15 protein-coding genes are annotated in these 15,737 nt (G+C 47.8%); 7 read left to right on the forward strand and 8 right to left on the reverse strand.

Annotation, left to right across the window (positions count from 1 at the left end):
- The first annotated feature begins 470 nt into the window (after positions 1-470).
- The gene (locus VJB08_00205; protein HLD42393.1) at positions 471-1,205 is read left to right on the forward strand and encodes a hypothetical protein; all 735 of its coding nucleotides are present in this window, start codon (positions 471-473) and stop codon (positions 1,203-1,205) included.
- 102 nt (positions 1,206-1,307) lie between these two features.
- Positions 1,308-3,884 (forward strand): ATP-dependent helicase, encoded by a 2,577-nt coding sequence (locus tag VJB08_00210; protein HLD42394.1) that lies wholly within the window; start codon positions 1,308-1,310, stop codon positions 3,882-3,884.
- Between the two features lie 161 nt (positions 3,885-4,045).
- Here VJB08_00210 and VJB08_00215 read toward each other — a convergent pair whose 3' ends face one another.
- Positions 4,046-5,053 carry a radical SAM/SPASM domain-containing protein gene (locus VJB08_00215; protein HLD42395.1) on the reverse strand — a complete coding sequence of 336 codons (1,008 nt, stop codon included), beginning with the start codon at positions 5,051-5,053 and terminating at the stop codon, positions 4,046-4,048.
- Complete coding sequence (locus tag VJB08_00220; GenBank protein HLD42396.1) at positions 5,050-6,015, reverse strand: pyridoxal-phosphate dependent enzyme; 966 nt, start codon at positions 6,013-6,015, stop codon at positions 5,050-5,052. Before VJB08_00220 ends, VJB08_00215 begins: the two co-directional genes overlap by 4 nt.
- 122 nt (positions 6,016-6,137) lie before the next feature.
- Between VJB08_00220 and VJB08_00225 the strand changes: the two genes are divergently transcribed.
- Complete coding sequence (locus VJB08_00225) at positions 6,138-6,869, forward strand: helix-turn-helix domain-containing protein (protein ID HLD42397.1); 732 nt, start codon at positions 6,138-6,140, stop codon at positions 6,867-6,869.
- A 44-nt stretch (positions 6,870-6,913) separates the two neighbouring features.
- On the opposite strand, the gene VJB08_00230 is transcribed toward VJB08_00225, so the two are convergent.
- Positions 6,914-7,291: a hypothetical protein gene (locus VJB08_00230; GenBank protein HLD42398.1), complete on the reverse strand. Its 378-nt coding sequence runs from the start codon at positions 7,289-7,291 to the stop codon at positions 6,914-6,916.
- 181 nt (positions 7,292-7,472) lie between these two features.
- On the opposite strand from VJB08_00230, the gene VJB08_00235 reads away from it, so the two are divergent.
- The 3 genes from VJB08_00235 (at position 7,473) to VJB08_00245 (ending at position 9,992) form a co-directional block, all read left to right on the forward strand.
- Positions 7,473-8,213, forward strand: coding sequence for a metallophosphoesterase (locus VJB08_00235; GenBank protein ID HLD42399.1), 741 nt, complete (start codon positions 7,473-7,475; stop codon positions 8,211-8,213).
- Positions 8,210-8,671 carry a hypothetical protein gene (locus tag VJB08_00240; GenBank protein HLD42400.1) on the forward strand — a complete coding sequence of 154 codons (462 nt, stop codon included), beginning with the start codon at positions 8,210-8,212 and terminating at the stop codon, positions 8,669-8,671. Before VJB08_00235 ends, VJB08_00240 begins: the two co-directional genes overlap by 4 nt.
- 220 nt (positions 8,672-8,891) lie before the next feature.
- On the forward strand, positions 8,892-9,992 hold the full coding sequence (locus tag VJB08_00245) for a glycoside hydrolase 100 family protein (protein HLD42401.1): 1,101 nt from the start codon (positions 8,892-8,894) through the stop codon (positions 9,990-9,992).
- Here VJB08_00245 and VJB08_00250 read toward each other — a convergent pair.
- The 4 genes from VJB08_00250 to VJB08_00265 all read right to left on the reverse strand — a co-directional run bounded on the left by VJB08_00250 (position 9,967) and on the right by VJB08_00265 (position 13,751).
- On the reverse strand, positions 9,967-11,157 hold the full coding sequence (locus tag VJB08_00250; GenBank protein ID HLD42402.1) for a glycosyltransferase family 4 protein: 1,191 nt from the start codon (positions 11,155-11,157) through the stop codon (positions 9,967-9,969). The two genes, VJB08_00245 and VJB08_00250, sit on opposite strands and share 26 nt — an antisense overlap.
- Before the next feature lie 2 nt (positions 11,158-11,159).
- On the reverse strand, positions 11,160-11,747 hold the full coding sequence (locus VJB08_00255; protein HLD42403.1) for a PIG-L family deacetylase: 588 nt from the start codon (positions 11,745-11,747) through the stop codon (positions 11,160-11,162).
- A 293-nt stretch (positions 11,748-12,040) separates the two neighbouring features.
- Positions 12,041-12,694: an HD domain-containing protein gene (locus VJB08_00260; GenBank protein ID HLD42404.1), complete on the reverse strand. Its 654-nt coding sequence runs from the start codon at positions 12,692-12,694 to the stop codon at positions 12,041-12,043.
- 247 nt (positions 12,695-12,941) lie between these two features.
- Positions 12,942-13,751 (reverse strand): ROK family protein, encoded by an 810-nt coding sequence (locus VJB08_00265; protein ID HLD42405.1) that lies wholly within the window; start codon positions 13,749-13,751, stop codon positions 12,942-12,944.
- Positions 13,752-14,030: 279 nt separating this feature from the next.
- Between VJB08_00265 and VJB08_00270 the strand changes: the two genes are divergently transcribed.
- A complete protein-coding gene (locus VJB08_00270; protein HLD42406.1) occupies positions 14,031-14,483 on the forward strand; it encodes an HIT domain-containing protein in 453 nt (150 codons plus the stop codon).
- 57 nt (positions 14,484-14,540) lie between these two features.
- Here VJB08_00270 and VJB08_00275 read toward each other — a convergent pair whose 3' ends face one another.
- Positions 14,541-15,272, reverse strand: coding sequence for a glucosamine-6-phosphate deaminase (locus VJB08_00275; GenBank protein ID HLD42407.1), 732 nt, complete (start codon positions 15,270-15,272; stop codon positions 14,541-14,543).
- Positions 15,273-15,737: the final 465 nt, after the last annotated feature.

Raw genomic sequence — 15,737 nt, forward strand, 5'->3', positions numbered from 1 at the left:
TTAAGGCAAGACAGATTAAGGAAGAAAGAGTTTCTCCAAAGGCCAAGAAGCGCCTCCAGAGGGAATTCAAAGGAAAGATACGCAGCTGGCTCAGCAACCTTAAGCAGATGGTTGTGTTCTGAGCGGTTACCTATTTCTTCACATTTCTGGCAGTGGGAAGGTGAAACCTAATCGGCTTCCCTGAAAATGTAGTTGCCGTCACTTCGTGAGGCTCTTAAACTACAGGCGTGAGACTGACAAGGGGGATGTCCCTTACGGGGAATGTCAGTCCTCCACTCCTCTTTCACAGCCGAGCCGACGTGCTCCGAAGGAGCGCCCGGAAATGCTTGGCATTTCCGATGGCAACCTCAAAGAGGGTTTCAGGGACGCCGCAAAACAGGCCAGGATTGAGGAACGTCGTACCAGTAATTATCCATCATAAAGTAATAACAATAGGAAGGTTTAAAAATGAAGAATTGCCACCCTCTCTTATGCAAGCAGCTATGATGGCCCATGAATTAGTAGTGCCCTCCAATCTCATACACCTAAAAAGGTACATCATACATCTAAAAAAGCACAGAGTTACCTATTGTTATAAAGCAACGCGGTTAGATGTTCAGGAAACGGGTTTTGCGGCTTGCGGCCTTGAAATGATTTCACCGGCGCAGCTTGGTTTTCTTCGGGCAAAACGATTGGAAGCATTTGAACATTATAGCAAGACGAATGCAGATGTTTTTTATGAGGATAGGGGAAATTCACAAGTTATTATCGTTCCGAGCGGGATACTAAGCAAGCGCATGGGGTTAAGTGATTTGGCCGCAGCCTATAGCCGAGGTCAAGAGTATTTTATCCCTCCTTCTCAAAGAGATTGGGTTTATGCCGTGGTTGATGAAATGCTAAGCAAAGGAACGGCATTCACTGCCAGGCATGGAAAAATAAATATCCCAATTTCTGAATTTGGGCAGATTGAATTAACCTCTAAGTTGTTTTCTGATGAAATCTTAGGAATCGAAGCCCAGGAGTATGGCGATTTCCTGGATACCCAATGTGAAAAAGTCCAATCACTCTTCTTTGATCCTAAGGATTATGCTAAATCGCAAAAAGGCCCCTATCTGAATAGGTTGCGTATCTACGGCCCTGGCGGCGGCTTCGATGTCCTTGGCGACGGCGGACTCCTGAAAGACAGTTGCGGCGCTTTCGCGGTGCGTTTTGACAGAGCCGCCTAAGGCCGGCAGAAAAAGTAGAAAGCATTCTCACCGTATTTCTTAAGCTTCTTATGCTCTTTGTATCCCTACCCTTTTATAAATCGGTGCATCTCCTTTTCTGCTATGATCACTCTCAAGAAAGAGCCTGGAACCTCTGCTGAGCTTGAAACAATCCTGCGCCCTCTTATCAAGCAGTGGTTTTTCAAGAAATTCCCCTCCTTCAGCCTGCCCCAGCTCTATGCTGTAACTGAGATCCACTCGAGAAAGAACATCCTGGTATCAGCTCCTACAGGCGCTACCAAGACCTTGACAGGATTCCTGAGCATCCTGAACGAGCTTGTCGATGCCTCTCAGAAAGGGATCCTGGAGGATCGCATCTACTGCGTCTACATCTCTCCTCTGAAAGCGTTGAATAACGACATTCACAAGAACCTCATTGAGCCGCTTGTTGATATGGAAGCCTTGAACGGAAAAGCCTTAGGAATACGAGTTGCTGTCAGGACAGGAGACACAACAGCTTCTGAAAAATCCGCCATGCTGAAAAAGCCCCCTCATATCCTGATCACAACCCCCGAGAGCCTTGCAATCATCCTCTCCTCGATAAAATTTAAGAATTTCCTGAACGGTGTTGAATGGTGCATCGTTGATGAAGTGCATGCGCTCGCTGAGAACAAGAGGGGCGTTCATTTAAGCCTGAGCCTGGAGCGTCTTGGCAAGATGAGTTCCCATATGACAAGGATAGGCCTGAGCGCGACCATCTCTCCTCTGGAAGAGGTTGCCAAGTTCCTTGTTGGCTATGAGAACGGAAAAGAACGCGATTGTTTGATTGTGGATGTGCAGTTCATCAAGGAATTGGACCTCAAGGTGATGTGCCCTGTTCCTGATCTCATCAACGTTGAGGCTGAAGAAAGGCACCAGAAGATGTACGAGCTCATTGACGAGCTTGTCCAGAGCCATACCTCAACTCTTATCTTCACAAACACGAGAAGCGCAACTGAGAGGGTTGTTGATTATCTGAAAGAGAAGTTCCCAAAGAATTACACTGAGAACATCGGAGCACACCATGGAAGCCTTTCAAAGGAGCACCGCTTTGCCATAGAGAATAAGCTGCGGCAGGGAAAACTCAAGGTTGTTGTCTCTTCAACATCCCTTGAGCTGGGGATTGACATAGGCTATATAGACCTCGTTATCCTCCTTGGAAGCCCCAAGTCTGTCGCACGATGCCTCCAAAGAATCGGAAGGTCTGGCCACAGGCTGCATGAAAAGGCAAAGGGAAGGATCATAGTGATGGACAGGGATGACCTGGTTGAGTGCAGCGTCCTCCTCAAGGCAGCCATGGAGAAGAAGATTGACAGGATCCATATTCCAACAAACTGCCTTGATGTGCTGAGCCAGCAGATTATAGGGATAGCTGTTGACTCAAGAACCAGGATTGAGGATCTCTACAGCCTTGTTACTTCTTCCTACTGCTACCACGGCCTTAAGAAAAAGGAGTTTCACGAAGTCCTCGATTATCTTGCCGGAAAGTACGTTGACCTTGAAGACAGGAATATCTATGCCAAGATCTGGGTTGATGAAGAGGCAGGGGAGATAGGAAAGCGCGGAAAGCTCGGCAGGGTCATCTATATGACCAATATCGGCACAATCCCTGACGAGACCTTCATCACTGTAAAGATCGGCGAGCAGAGCATCGGCAGGCTTGATGAGGGATTCCTTGAGAAGCTGAAGAGGGGAGACGTCTTTGTCCTTGGAGGAAACACCTATGAGTTCCTTTTCAGCAGGGGCATGGTGGCTCAGGTAAAGGCAAGCGCAAACAGGCCTCCCACAGTGCCTTCCTGGTTCAGTGAGATGCTGCCCTTGAGTTTTGACCTGAGCATTGAGATCGGAAAGTTCAGGAGGTATATGGATGATCTGTTTACAAAGAAGAAGTCAAAGGAAGAGATTCTGACCTTTATCAACACCTATCTCTATGTTGATGCGAACGCTGCTGAGGCATTGTACTGCTATTTTGAGGAGCAGTTCCGCTACTGCCAGATCCCCTCAGACAAGAAGATCCTGGTTGAATCCTATTCCACAGGCAAGCAGACAATGGTCATCTTCCATACACTCTTTGGAAGAAGGGTGAATGATGTCTTAAGCAGATGTGTTGCGTTTGCAATCTCGCGGACTGAGCATAAGGATGTCGAGATTGGCATAAATGACAATGGCTTTTATATCACTTCTGGCAGGAAGATTAATCCTGTCCGGGCATTCGGGATGCTGAAGAGCAAGGACTTGAGGAAGATCGCCGAGCTTGCCATTGATAAGACAGAGGTGATGAAGCGGAGATTCCGCCACTGCGCAACAAGAGCATTGATGATACTCAGGAACTACAAAGGAAGAACGAAGCGTGTTGGCAGGCAGCAGGTCAGCTCCATGATCCTGATGACTGCGCTCAGGAGAATCTCTGAGGACTTCTCGATTCTGAAGGAGGCGCGGCGTGAAGTGCTTGAAGATCTGATGGACATCGGGCATGCAGAGGAAGTGATGAGGCGTATTGAGGAAAAGAAGATTTCGCTGAAAGAGGTCACCACCCAGAGCCCATCCCCCTTCTCTTTTAACCTTGTTGCACAGGGCTACCTTGATATCCTGAAGATGGAGGACAGGATAGCATTTTTGAAGAGGATGCATGAAGTGGTGATGCAGAAGATACAGAAATAGTTTCTTACGGCTGCCAAAACACACATCTTCTATCAGGATACAAAAATGCCTATCGCAACATTAATATAGCCCTTAGTGCTCCATCACATCATGAAGCAGGAAACAGTTACAATAAGCAAAAAAGAATACGAAGAGCTTTTGGAAGAGGTAGGAATTCTCCGCTAGTCTTTGACTATGGGCACGTGGGCCAAATTCTGCAAATATTCTTGAAATGAAGGCATCCTCACCAAACACGGAGCAGTTCCGTGCTTTTTATAGTGCTCTTGTTCTCTGGCGTTTTTGTATTCGAAAGCTTTCTTTAATGGTGTTTCCTTTATGTTGCCCAGTAAATCATTGGTAAGTTGAGTATAGGCGCAGGTCATGTAGTGGCCATACGGCCCTATTGCAACGCCATTGGACGAATACCCACACAAACCGGCGGAATCTAAAGTTAGCGGCCCCCCTGACTCGGACACGCTTCGTATTAATGGAGCATAATCTTCAATCCTGCTCATTGGATTGACAAGGCCTTCCCAATTATCCACAGCATTTCCCAGCCGTGCAAGCGGATTGCAGATAAAGTAGATATCTTCTGCGCAAAACTCCTTTATTGCATGCACTTCATCGTTGTTTACACTGGAGACTGTTGTGTTAATGGCTGTGCTAAGCACAGTGAGGTCATCTAGCGTTTCAATTCTTCCACGGTAAATCTCTCTAAGAATCTGGATGTTGGCGAGCACCTGCTGGAGCTGATTCTTCGTTCCTGTTAGATAGTCATATCGCTTATTTTGCAGCGAATCAAGTGAAAGGACAAGCACAGAATTATTCTTGGCGTAGAATTCTATAACCTCCCTGTGGAGTGCTCGCCCGTTGCTATACACAACAGGGATCATGCTGCTGGAATTAATCTCCGTAACCAGTGTTCGGATATCCTTATGAATTGTCGGCTCGCCCTCGCCCGCAATAACAACTACTTTTCCACCTAGCTCCTGAGCTTGGCCAATCAAGTCCAGCCTGTCTTGCAATGTCAGCATCTGTTCAGGGGGGTATTTTTGTTTGGCAGCCCCCATATTAAAACACTTAGGGCACTTATAGTTGCAGGTAAATTCCAGATTAAGCATTAAATAGGTAAATCCGTGCAGTTGCCCTGCCTTAGAGAGATGTTTGGGCGTCCCCTTTACTGCCCTCATCTCCTCCCCTCAGGGATTACCGTGATGATAACCCCGCTTTTGATTTTCTTTCGCAGTTTTTGACTCGCAACAAAATTTGCGGTGGCGGAGTCTCCAAATCCTGTGCATAGAGGATGTTCATTTCTATATCCCTCTATTTCTGCCCTATCGATGGAGAATATGTCATCTATAGTTGAAACGTTATCTTCATACACTCGGGGATTGCTTGTACTATCCAGGTGCCGAACTCCGCGTATTGAATGAGCTTCTGCTGACTCAACACCTATCACCTTCGCCCCTAACTCTTCTTTTAAGCGTTTCCCAACTCCGATGACAGTACCACCGCTGCCAACCCCGGCAACAAAATATGCCTGCTTGCCTTTACTGTCCGGTAGCTGGTCAAGGATTTCTTCAGCTGTAAACTCATAGTGGACCCTCCAATTTAATGGATTGCTGTACTGATCAAGATAAAGATATTTTGGATGCTCTCCTGCCCACTTCTTGCATTGTTCCCGAGCTGCGTCGGAATTAGGGATTCCAGCCCAAAAAACATTACCAGTAAAGCAATGATATATTGGCGTCTGCTCCACACGCCGCAAAAATGTGGGATGAAAGGATTCTGGTATAAAGAGGGTAACCTCCATATCTAATTTATTTGCGAAATAGACTAATGATAAGGCATAATTACCTGAACTTGCATCGGCGACTCTATCTCTCCCCGCCAAAAAGGCATTAGCCAGAAGATAAAGTGCTGGCCGGTCTTTTATTGAGCGAGTTGGTGCATGCGACTCGTCCTTGGCAAAAAGCTGGACATCTGAGCCTGAAAACAATTCGGAATAGTCTATGAGGGGACTATTCCAATATCCGAGCATCGTACACTTCCACAGGTTATACTGCTTCGCTAGCTGTACATATAATGAATTAAGCGTGTCTATTTGCGGCTCCTGAACTACCTGCTTATGCAGTCTACTCACGTTTTCCATCCTTACTCCCACGAAAAGATCTTGCATTGCTTCTTTACTAGTGAATACAAGGAGTATTATGAATATTTGTAGTATCCTATCACTACCACAATCTTTATATACCCAACAGCCCTTCTCATGGTATGAACACCACCCTCCTCAAAGACATCGGATTGACAGATACCGAGATCAAGATCTACCTCGCCCTGCTCAGCTTGGGAGCAACGCCTGCTGGCAGGATTGTCGAGCAGACAGGAGTCTACAGGAAAAACCTTTACGACGCCTTAAACAAGCTTGTTGAAAAAGGCCTTGTGAGTTATGTTATTGAACATAAGAAGAAATTCTTCCAGGCAAAAAACCCGGAGAATCTGGAAAAATATCTTGATGAAAAAAAAGCCAGAATCGAGGAGCAAAAGCAGGAAATCCAAACCACGATTTCTGAGATGAAAGCGCTTTTTGGCCAAGCTCCTGCCGAAATAGAATCAGAAATCTACCGCGGAACAGAAGGGATCAAGACAATCCTGAAGGAATGCCTCAACTGCAAAGAAGTCCTCTTCATCGGAGCAACAGGGGATGTTGAGAGCAGGCTTCCCTATTTCTGGCCTCACTATAATAAAAAGAGGGAGAAGCTGAAATGCAAATGGAGATTGCTTCTTGTATACGAATCGAGAAACAGGCCAATAACAAAATCCAGATATTATGAATACAAGATTTTGCCAAAAATACTAAGCGGCCTGAATGTTATCTATATTTACGGAGACTCTGTTGCAAACGTGCTCTGGCTTGAAAAGCCAGTCGCTTTTGTCATAAAGCATAAATCATTATCGCAGAACTACAAAAAATATTTCGAGTATTTGTGGAAGAGCGTCCACTAATAAAGAAGTCTTATGCCAGAACAACCACCACTCCATGTAAAGAATCAGCCCTGCGCTCCTAAAGCTTCCTTAACCCGAGCGACATCCTCATCACTCATCGGCTTCGGGGAAAGGTGCGTCTTGTCCTTGTATGCCTCCGGCACTCCAGCATCAAGTATGTAGGGTTCCTTGAAGAGCACAGCTGATCTCTCCATCTCTGCAACGAGGGTATCTGCGTCGTTTGCAGTAAAGGTGAGGCTTCCAGCACCATTTTTCCCTTTCCTATCCCATTCCCTGTAAAAGCTAGGGCAGTCCTTTGCGTCATGCAATACGGTATACAGTAATGTATTTCCCATCAACTGCCTGAGAAACCGGATAAGAATATAAGCATTTCTCTTTTTTGGTGCTCCATCCAAAAAACCTCCTTTCAGTCGGGTTGCCATCAGCTCGCCTGCTTGTTGTAGGGTAAAGGTTGACATCCCCGTAGGGACATCCCCCTGTCAACAGCATTCGTTTACCAGCAGAGGCTCGCAAAATAGATGGCAACCTTCATTTTTTGGATGGAGCTTCTTTTTGCGTTTATTTTCCAAAGGATTATTATACAGAAGGCGGCTTCAATGCACCATGCATCTCGCCTCAAACATCTCAGCCCATGACCTCATCATTCTCGCAGGCAGCACTCTCATCATTTCAGACATCCATATAGGGTATGAGGAATCATTGAACAGGCAGGGCGTTTTAGTCCCCCGCATCTTTTTCAGGGAAACCATGAAGCGCCTGGAAAAAGCCATTGAAACCATTAAAAAAAACAAAAAAATAAAAAAGTTTGATGCAGTGATATTAAACGGAGACCTAAAGGACGAATTTGGCAGGATTTCGGAGACAGAATGGAGGCACTGCCTGCGTTTTTTTGATTACCTTGCCTCGCTTTCTAAGAAAATCGTTATTGTGAAGGGCAATCACGATGCTGCTGTTCAGCCATTGGCAAGGAAGCTGAATGTTGAGCTTCTGGATTCCTTTTCATTCTCCCTTGGGAAGAAACACATCCTGGTCACTCACGGAGACGCCTTGCCTGGCCTCCCCTGCCTCAAGAAGTGTGATACACTCATCATTGGCCACATCCATCCTGCGGTGAAGATCAGGGATGCAGTGAGGTCAGAGACCTTCAAGTGCTACCTTGTAGGCAAATTCAGGAGCAAAACCCTTATCGTCCAGCCCTCATCGAACGTCGCCACAGAAGGAAGCAATGTCTTAAAGGAACACAGCAAGAGCCCTTTTCTTACCGATGCTTTTTTAAGGAGTTGTGACGTCTATGTTGTTGGAGACAAAATCCTTCCTTTTGGAAAGCTGAGGCGATTGCAATGAAGTTTGGCTATGATATGCAAACAAGGGAACCCGGCGAGCTGAATCTGCTCCCTCTTGACTATCTCCTCAGGCAGAGGGACAGGCCAGTGGAGAAAGATAGTCCTTTCAGGCAAGAGCATTCTGAAGATTCCGGCTATTTTGCCCCTCACCTCGATTACATGGTCCAGAGGCTCTTGCTCATCCAGGATCATACCATGAAAGCCTTGCGGAAGAAAAGCAGGTTTGAGCCCCCTTCCCGAACTCCAGGATTCTATGGAAGGACATGGCTTGGCTGGGATGAGATGGAGATAAGGACAGGACTCGAGCCTTCCTTCTCCCACGAAGTGCAAACACATGAGAGCATCCACACAACAGATGAACACGAAACACGACAGCTGACTGCGTGGATGCTGGAGGTCTCCTTCAAATACGCGTGGGGGAACCGCAACAGGATGATCAATTACGATGAGAGGTATTAGGATCAGTACTCTCAAACTGGCTCATTGAAAAGCTTCGCTCCGATGGTGGCAGGTTCGCCCAGCGATGTTTTACTGCTAAGCGACATATCCCCGAATGGGACGACCCCCTTGTCGTTGTTGTGTCCTTGGCTTCAGGGGCTCACAAATGGCCGCCATCGCCATCTTCTACCGAGCTTCTCAAAGCAAGAATTTAAATAGCAGTACTGGCAAATCTTCGTCCATGGACCACACAGAGGAAGCATATCATCAGGCAGTCGAAGTCCTCCGTCTCTGCGCCACAAAACATGGCTTTTATGCATCTCATCCTGGCTATGATGCAGTGTGGGCAAGGGACAGCATGATCACCTCGATTGGAGCCAGCCTGGTGGATGATGCCAAACTGAAAAATGCCTTTAAGCAATCGCTCCTCTTGCTTGCTAAGCATCAAAGCCCAGCTGGAGAAATTCCGAACGCTGTTGACATCTTCAGCAGGCGAAAGCCCCATGTGGACTTTTCCTCGATTGACTCAAGCCTCTGGTACATCATTGGCCACTTTATCTACCAGCAGCGGTATGGTGACAGCTCACTCATAAAAGCTGAGGCTAACTCCATTGAAAGAGCCCTGAACTGGCTTCGCTGCCAGGAAACAGGGAAAAACCACATGCTCGGCCAGCTTCCTACAACAGACTGGCAGGATGCGTTTCCGCACCGTTATGGCCATACCATAAATTCCATGGCGCTCTATTACAAAGTGCTCAACCTTGTGCAGCAGAGGAAGAGCGCCGGAATCCTCCAGCAGTCTTCCAACCACGATCCCGATGCAAGGCTGTGGAACGCCAGCTACTACCTTGCCTGGAGATGGAAGAACCACGGCTCATACAAGGAGAGAGGAGACTGGTTTGATTCCCTGGGCAATATCCTTGCAGTCCTTTTTGGACTTGCGGCTGAGCCTATGGCAAAGCGCATCCTCCGCCATATCAGGCAGCAGAGAATCAGCAAGCCCTACCCGATAAAATCCATCTATCCTCCAATCAGGAGAGGAACAAAAGACTGGCAGGATTATTTTGATGATTGCGATGCCGGAACTCCCTATCATTACCTCAATGCAGGCATCTGGACATACATCGGCGGGCTGTATGTCACAGCTCTTGTGAAGATGAATCAGATGAATGAGGCCAGGAAGCAGCTTGCCAGTCTGGCTGAGGCAAATACGATCTCAAACTTCAGCGAATGGCTGGATGGAAATACCGGGAAGCCGTCGCGGGGAAGAAACCAGGCCTGGAATGCAGGGATGTACATCCTTGCCTATCACTCGGTCAAAGCGGGGAGAAGTCTGATATAAGGGAAATTTCTTTGGATGCTTGCTTGCCTTTAACCACATTCTCTGTTATCGCATCAACCATCTGCTGGGCAACCGTTCGGTAGTGGAAATTATGGAGGGCATGGTCAGCAGCAGCCTTGCCCATTGATACTGCTAACGCATCGTCAGAGAGCAGCTTGGCTAAGCATGCCGAAAGCTGGCCAATATCTGCCCGGTATGCAAACGTCTTCGGAACAGGAAATTCGATCTGCATCTTCTTCTTGAATCCCATATGCTTGTAGACCCATTCCCTGTCGAGCTTCACCTCATGGGCAACGTCAACCAAAAATCCTGTCTTCCCATGCACAATCGTGTCCCGTGGGCCGCCGACATTGATCGAGACCACAGGCTTCCCGCATGCCTGCGCCTCAAGCTGGATCATCCCAAACCCCTCAAGCCGTGAAGGCGCAGCATAGATATCGCACGCATTAAGGAGCTGGCTGATAAATCCAGGAGAAAATTTTCCCTTGAGGTATCTTACCTTCTTTGTGAGGCCAAGCTTCTTGAGCAGCGCCTTCTCCTCCGCTCCATGATCCCAGGCCGAAAAGCTGTCCCAAACCTTGCACACATACTTCCATTTTGGATGCTCTTCGTTTATATTGGCTAATGCCTGGAAAATCTCCTGCGCGCCTTTGCTGGTAACATCTCCCCCGATTGTCAGGATCATCTTCTCATCCTTCTTGATGCCCAGCATCTTCCGCACTTCAAGCCTTCCCGGATCAGACTCTGGCAGAGGCCTGAACACATTCGGATCAAAACCTATAGGCACGACCTTGATGCGGTCGCCGGCCACGCCATCCCGTATATACGTAGAGCGCACCCAATTGCTTGTCGCAACAATCAGCGGAAGCTGGTTGAGCGTATCCTGGTAATTCGCCACCCACCCGTCTGCATTAAACCAGGGCACAGGAACAATCTTAGACTTAAGGGGATCCAGGACAACCCTTGGCGTGTCGCCCCAAAACCCTACACCGATGCATACATCAGGCCTGAAAAACCTGTACGTCCAGCGCTTCTGCATGTTGTCCTGGGGATCGCACTGCATCACCTGATGGCCGAGTTCGCGAAGGCCCTGCACAAGGTAATGGCCCTGCAGGCTCTGCCCGTCAGGCTCAGGAGGGTAGGGATAGAGAACGAGGATTTTCATGGTCAGCTCACAAACGTCTCCACCCTGCTGCAGCTCATTGCCTCAAAGCTGCCAGGATCAAATCCATAAATCTCAGTCACAACCTTCACCTTTTCGGAGAACTCGGCCTGGGTAAGCTCTGTCCGAAGCGAGCCTTGGCCTGGAATAGGCAGATACGAGCCAGGATTCTTGGCAGCTTTCTCCTTGCCAAGAACATAGGAAAAGTAGTATATCTTCGAGCAGGTCAGCAGCTTGTCCTCAACAAGAGACTTGACTGCGGTATGGGCCTCCCGATGCCTGATGTGGCCGTATTCCCCATTTGCTCCATGCGTGAATATATAATCATACGTTATCTCTTGCAAAGCTTCTGTTATCGCTGACTTGACATCTTCAATCTTGATCGGATGAAGGGCAGTGTCCTCTAGATCAGAGATAAGTGAATGCGCACGATACCTCTCACACACCTTCCTAAATTTAGGAAACCTGTCGGAATCACTCTTCCTGCAGAGAGAAAGGATCGTCCATTCCCATTTCCTATTCCTCAAGATTGTCCCACCCATCCAAATCGTCTCGTCATCTGGATGCGCCACAACAACAAGCGCCTTTGTCATATCACTGCATTTGCTCCAAACATTCTGTTATATAAATGTTGTGCTTGGGCGCTGCTGAAATCTGATGCAGTGCCCATGTGTGAGGTCACTATTCCGGAGAATGAGCATCGACAAGGGGGTCGTCCCATCGGAGGATATGTCGATATATTCTTAAACGAACTGAGACCGAGCTGCTCCGAAGGAGCGACCAAAAATACAAAGCATTTTTGAGTACCGGCACTGCCGCGAAGCGAAGGATTTCAGCAGAGCCGCTTGCGAATCCAGAGAAAGACATCCTTCGCCGCAGCCAGCGGTCAATCCTTCCCGTCCCATTCGTTGGAGAATCTAGTTAAGAACTGTTCCATGAACTTGTGTCTCTCTCCCGCAATTCTTTTCGCAGTTTCTGTATTCATCAAATCTCTGAGAAGAAGCAATTTTTCATAGAAATGGTTAATCGTTGGTCCTTTGCTATTCTTGTATTTTTCAAAAGAATCACGCACTTCAGGTTTAATATGGGGGTTGTAAATTTCTCGTCCCATATGCCCACCATACGCGAAGGTTCTGGCTATCCCAATCGCACCAATAGCATCTAATCTATCTGCATCTTGCACAACCATTCCTTCTGTGGTGTGCATTTGTGTTCTAACTCCCGCACCTTTGAAAGACATCCCCTTTATAATCTCGCAAACATGAGAGATATTCTTTTCTTCAACTTGTAATTTTTGAAGCCATTCCCTTGCTAATCTTGGGCCAACATCATCATTTCCATCATTGAATTTCCAATCAGAAATGTCATGAAGTAATGCAGCAAGTTGAACTACAAATAAGTCTACTTTCTCATGTTCGCCGATATGAATAGCATTTTTCCAAACACGATAAACATGCCACCAGTCATGGCCAGAACCTTCGCCAGATAGCTTATTTTTTATATATTCCTCAGTTTGTTTCAAAATTGCCTCTTTGTCCATACTCAAGGATTGAACCTTGCAGAATTTAAAAAGATTTCTAAAGGCAGGAGGCGTTGAAAAGATATGCAGCGCCTTCCTGTGAGCCATAGTCATCAGGAGAATGCGCAGCGACAAGGGAGTTGCCCCCTTCGGGGAATGTCGCTTTTCTGACCGAATAGCTCATGGCGAACTTGGCGCTGCCGAGCGGAGCGAGCAACTTTTCAATGCCACCTAAAGGCAGGAGGCGGCATGCGCAAAACAACTTGCCCTACTTGGTCACCAGCTGCGCCGCCCCGATGATTGCTGCATGCCTTTTCTTCGATACAGAAATCCGAAGATGCCTGAATAATCGTGGAGAGATCTGGCGCTTCAGGGACGCCTGCATAGATTTCCTGAAATACTTGTACGAGTTCGCAACCGAGCCGCCAAGGACGATCGAATCAGGATCAAGGCTGTGCACGATAATGCTCAGCGCTTCGCCCAGATGCTTTCCGTATTCCATGAAGGTTTGCCTCGCAGCCCTCTGGCCCTTTCCCGCCTTGGCAGCCAGAGACTCGCCATCATCCCCTCTCCTGAGAAAAAATTTGCCAGAACAGTAATCCTCCACAGTTCCCTTGTGCAATGGAATCCTGCCGAACTCACCCGCGCCGCAGTGGCTGCCTGAGAGAAGCTTCCCATCAACAACAATCCCTGCGCCAACTCCTGTCCCAAGGATCAAGCCCACCACGATGCCTTTCCGTATGCCCTGTCCAAGGGCAAAGCAGTTTGCGTCGTTGTTCAGCGCTACAGGCACCCCATACCTGGCCTTGAGGGTTCTCTCAAGGTCGATATTCTGAAAAGCCGGGATGTTCCCCGCATCGAACACAACGCCGTTCTTCACATAGGCAGGAACTCCCATCCCGATCCCAGAGATCGAATGATCAAACATTCCGTCAATGGCATCCAGGATTTGCCTAACGATCTTCTGCCTGCCTGCCTTATTGTCGAGAAGATGCGTTTCGGCACGCACAACCCTGCCTTTCCTGACAAGCCCGGCACGCACGTGGCCGCCTCCCAAATCGATTCCTAAGATTCCCATGCTTAGCTCCGGGTCAGCCAGCTATATAAATTATTCGGAGAGCTCAGAGGAATTCAGGATTCGTGCGTGTGCGGTGAAAATCATTGCTGCCGCCCTTTGTGAGCAACAGGGCAAGAACAATAACATCGACCTCGGGGGGAGGTCCCTTACGGGGCGAATGTCGATTTGTAGAAGAATTTTTCAGTCATTGCGAACTCGGCGGCAGCTGCGAAGCAAGATTTTCACCGGAGATGATTCGTGCGTAATCTATTTAAACGCTCTCATCTTGCTCACGGCAGCATGGCCGATTGTATATTTTGTAAAATTATCAAAGGAGAGATCGATTCAGCGAAGATTTGGGAAGATGAAAACTTTCTGGCAATCCTCGATATCATGCCCAACACAAAAGGAATGGCATTAGTCTTGACTAAAAAACATTTTGATTCTTACGCTTTTGATATGCCGGAAGAGGAATATGGAAAATTCATGTCTGCATCAAGGAAAGTTGCTGGAATCCTCGAGAAGGGCTTAGATGTAACGCGGGTTGCCATGGTGATGGAGGGGATGGGGGTGAACCATGCTCACACGAAGTTATATCCTCTGCACGGAGTTAAAGCAAAGTTTAAGGAAATATGGGCGCAAGATAAGATATTCTTTGATGCATACGAGGGGTACATCAGCACGCAAACGGGTGAAAAAGCAGACATGAACGAATTGAAAAAATTAGCAGAGGCGATTAAGCAGAATCAATAGCCTGAATTGAGCGTGCTTCTTTGGTATACAGGATCTCAACTCCACCAAAGACAACCATCAACGCAGCAGCCTTGCTGCCTCTTTATCCGCAATCCAGGTGCAGTTTGAATGCTCTCGAAGAATCGTCGCAGGTATTTTCTCAGAAACTGGGCTGAAGAGGACCTTCCTCAGAATCCCCGCCTTTCTTTTTCCGGAAACAATAACGATAACCTCTCTTGCAAGCATTCCGGTGCCAAGTCCTGTGGTAACTGCAAAGGCCGGAGTTTCTATTCCTGTAAGCTGTTGATTCACCTCCTTTGTACCTTTATTGATCCTGACCAGCCTTGTCCTGCTTCTGAATGAGGAGCCGGGAAAGTTGAATCCAAATGTGTGGCAGTCCTCTCCGATTGCATCAAGGCAGAGGTCTATGCCCCCCTGCTTCCTGATCAAGGCATCATAAGTTCCAGGATGCCGGATATTCCTCACAGCAGGGAAATAGCTTTTTGCTTTAACTTGCCTGAAGAGCCGATCATGCATATAGTTACGGTAGCTTGCGGGATGCTTCCTCGAGATCAGCCTTTTCCCTTTGCAATATTCATCCATATTCCAGAATGTCGCTTGACTGAAGAGATTTCTGTGTTTTCTCAGGATTGCGTAGACACCCTCAGGAGTTGTTCCTGTAGGAACCAGGATACTGAGCGCCGGATTGCGCTTAACGGCTTTAAGAATCCTTGCAGCAGCAAGCCTGCTCATCTCATTGTAATCTTTTGCTATCACAATCCTGGCTCCATTGATCATGCGCGCCTGCATATCTTACCTCTCGTATCGCAGGTTTAAAAATGTGGCGGTCATAAGGCTGCGGTGAAACTCAATGCTGCCGCCTCTTTGCGAGGCTCTTGAGGATTGCCATAGACTGAGTTGAGGGGGTTGGCCCCTTCGGGGCTTCAACGGTGCCTACAGAAGGACGGCGCAAGCCGAGCCGGGCGGCAGCCGGTGGCTTGTGAGCGAGTGAGAACGAGCTCACTCGCAAGCCACTGCGATATTTTCACCGCAGCCGGTCATAATCCTTCACACGGTTGGAGCATTTTGGAAAATGGCCGCAGCCTGCCTTGCCTTAGTCCTCCCCGGAATCAAAACTGTGCTATCCTGAAAGTATTTCCCTTCGATAGCTTAATTCGTTTCATGTTTATTAAGCCTCCTTTTTCATCTTCCTGACAAATGCCTGCTCTGGAGTTTCCAGAATCTCGAAGCGTAAGCTTCGATGCGGTCTTACCT

The sequence above is a fragment of the Candidatus Nanoarchaeia archaeon genome, from assembly GCA_035290625.1.
Classification (GTDB): Archaea; Nanobdellota; Nanobdellia; order Woesearchaeales; family DATDTY01; genus DATDTY01.

What these genes read in the sequence shown, in the direction of transcription:
- VJB08_00230 (HLD42398.1), bottom strand. Translation starts at nt 7,291, where the DNA reads ATGGCAACCCGACTGAAAGGAGGTTTTTTGGATGGAGCACCAAAAAAG.
- VJB08_00275 (HLD42407.1), bottom strand. Translation starts at nt 15,272, where the DNA reads ATGCAGGCGCGCATGATCAATGGAGCCAGGATTGTGATAGCAAAAGAT.
- VJB08_00210 (HLD42394.1), top strand. Translation starts at nt 1,308, where the DNA reads ATGATCACTCTCAAGAAAGAGCCTGGAACCTCTGCTGAGCTTGAAACA.
- VJB08_00260 (HLD42404.1), bottom strand. Translation starts at nt 12,694, where the DNA reads ATGGACAAAGAGGCAATTTTGAAACAAACTGAGGAATATATAAAAAAT.
- VJB08_00240 (HLD42400.1), top strand. Translation starts at nt 8,210, where the DNA reads ATGAAGTTTGGCTATGATATGCAAACAAGGGAACCCGGCGAGCTGAAT.
- VJB08_00250 (HLD42402.1), bottom strand. Translation starts at nt 11,157, where the DNA reads ATGAAAATCCTCGTTCTCTATCCCTACCCTCCTGAGCCTGACGGGCAG.
- VJB08_00255 (HLD42403.1), bottom strand. Translation starts at nt 11,747, where the DNA reads ATGACAAAGGCGCTTGTTGTTGTGGCGCATCCAGATGACGAGACGATT.
- VJB08_00225 (HLD42397.1), top strand. Translation starts at nt 6,138, where the DNA reads ATGAACACCACCCTCCTCAAAGACATCGGATTGACAGATACCGAGATC.
- VJB08_00215 (HLD42395.1), bottom strand. Translation starts at nt 5,053, where the DNA reads ATGAGGGCAGTAAAGGGGACGCCCAAACATCTCTCTAAGGCAGGGCAA.
- VJB08_00270 (HLD42406.1), top strand. Translation starts at nt 14,031, where the DNA reads ATGGCCGATTGTATATTTTGTAAAATTATCAAAGGAGAGATCGATTCA.
- VJB08_00235 (HLD42399.1), top strand. Translation starts at nt 7,473, where the DNA reads ATGCATCTCGCCTCAAACATCTCAGCCCATGACCTCATCATTCTCGCA.
- VJB08_00265 (HLD42405.1), bottom strand. Translation starts at nt 13,751, where the DNA reads ATGGGAATCTTAGGAATCGATTTGGGAGGCGGCCACGTGCGTGCCGGG.
- VJB08_00205 (HLD42393.1), top strand. Translation starts at nt 471, where the DNA reads ATGCAAGCAGCTATGATGGCCCATGAATTAGTAGTGCCCTCCAATCTC.
- VJB08_00245 (HLD42401.1), top strand. Translation starts at nt 8,892, where the DNA reads ATGGACCACACAGAGGAAGCATATCATCAGGCAGTCGAAGTCCTCCGT.
- VJB08_00220 (HLD42396.1), bottom strand. Translation starts at nt 6,015, where the DNA reads ATGGAAAACGTGAGTAGACTGCATAAGCAGGTAGTTCAGGAGCCGCAA.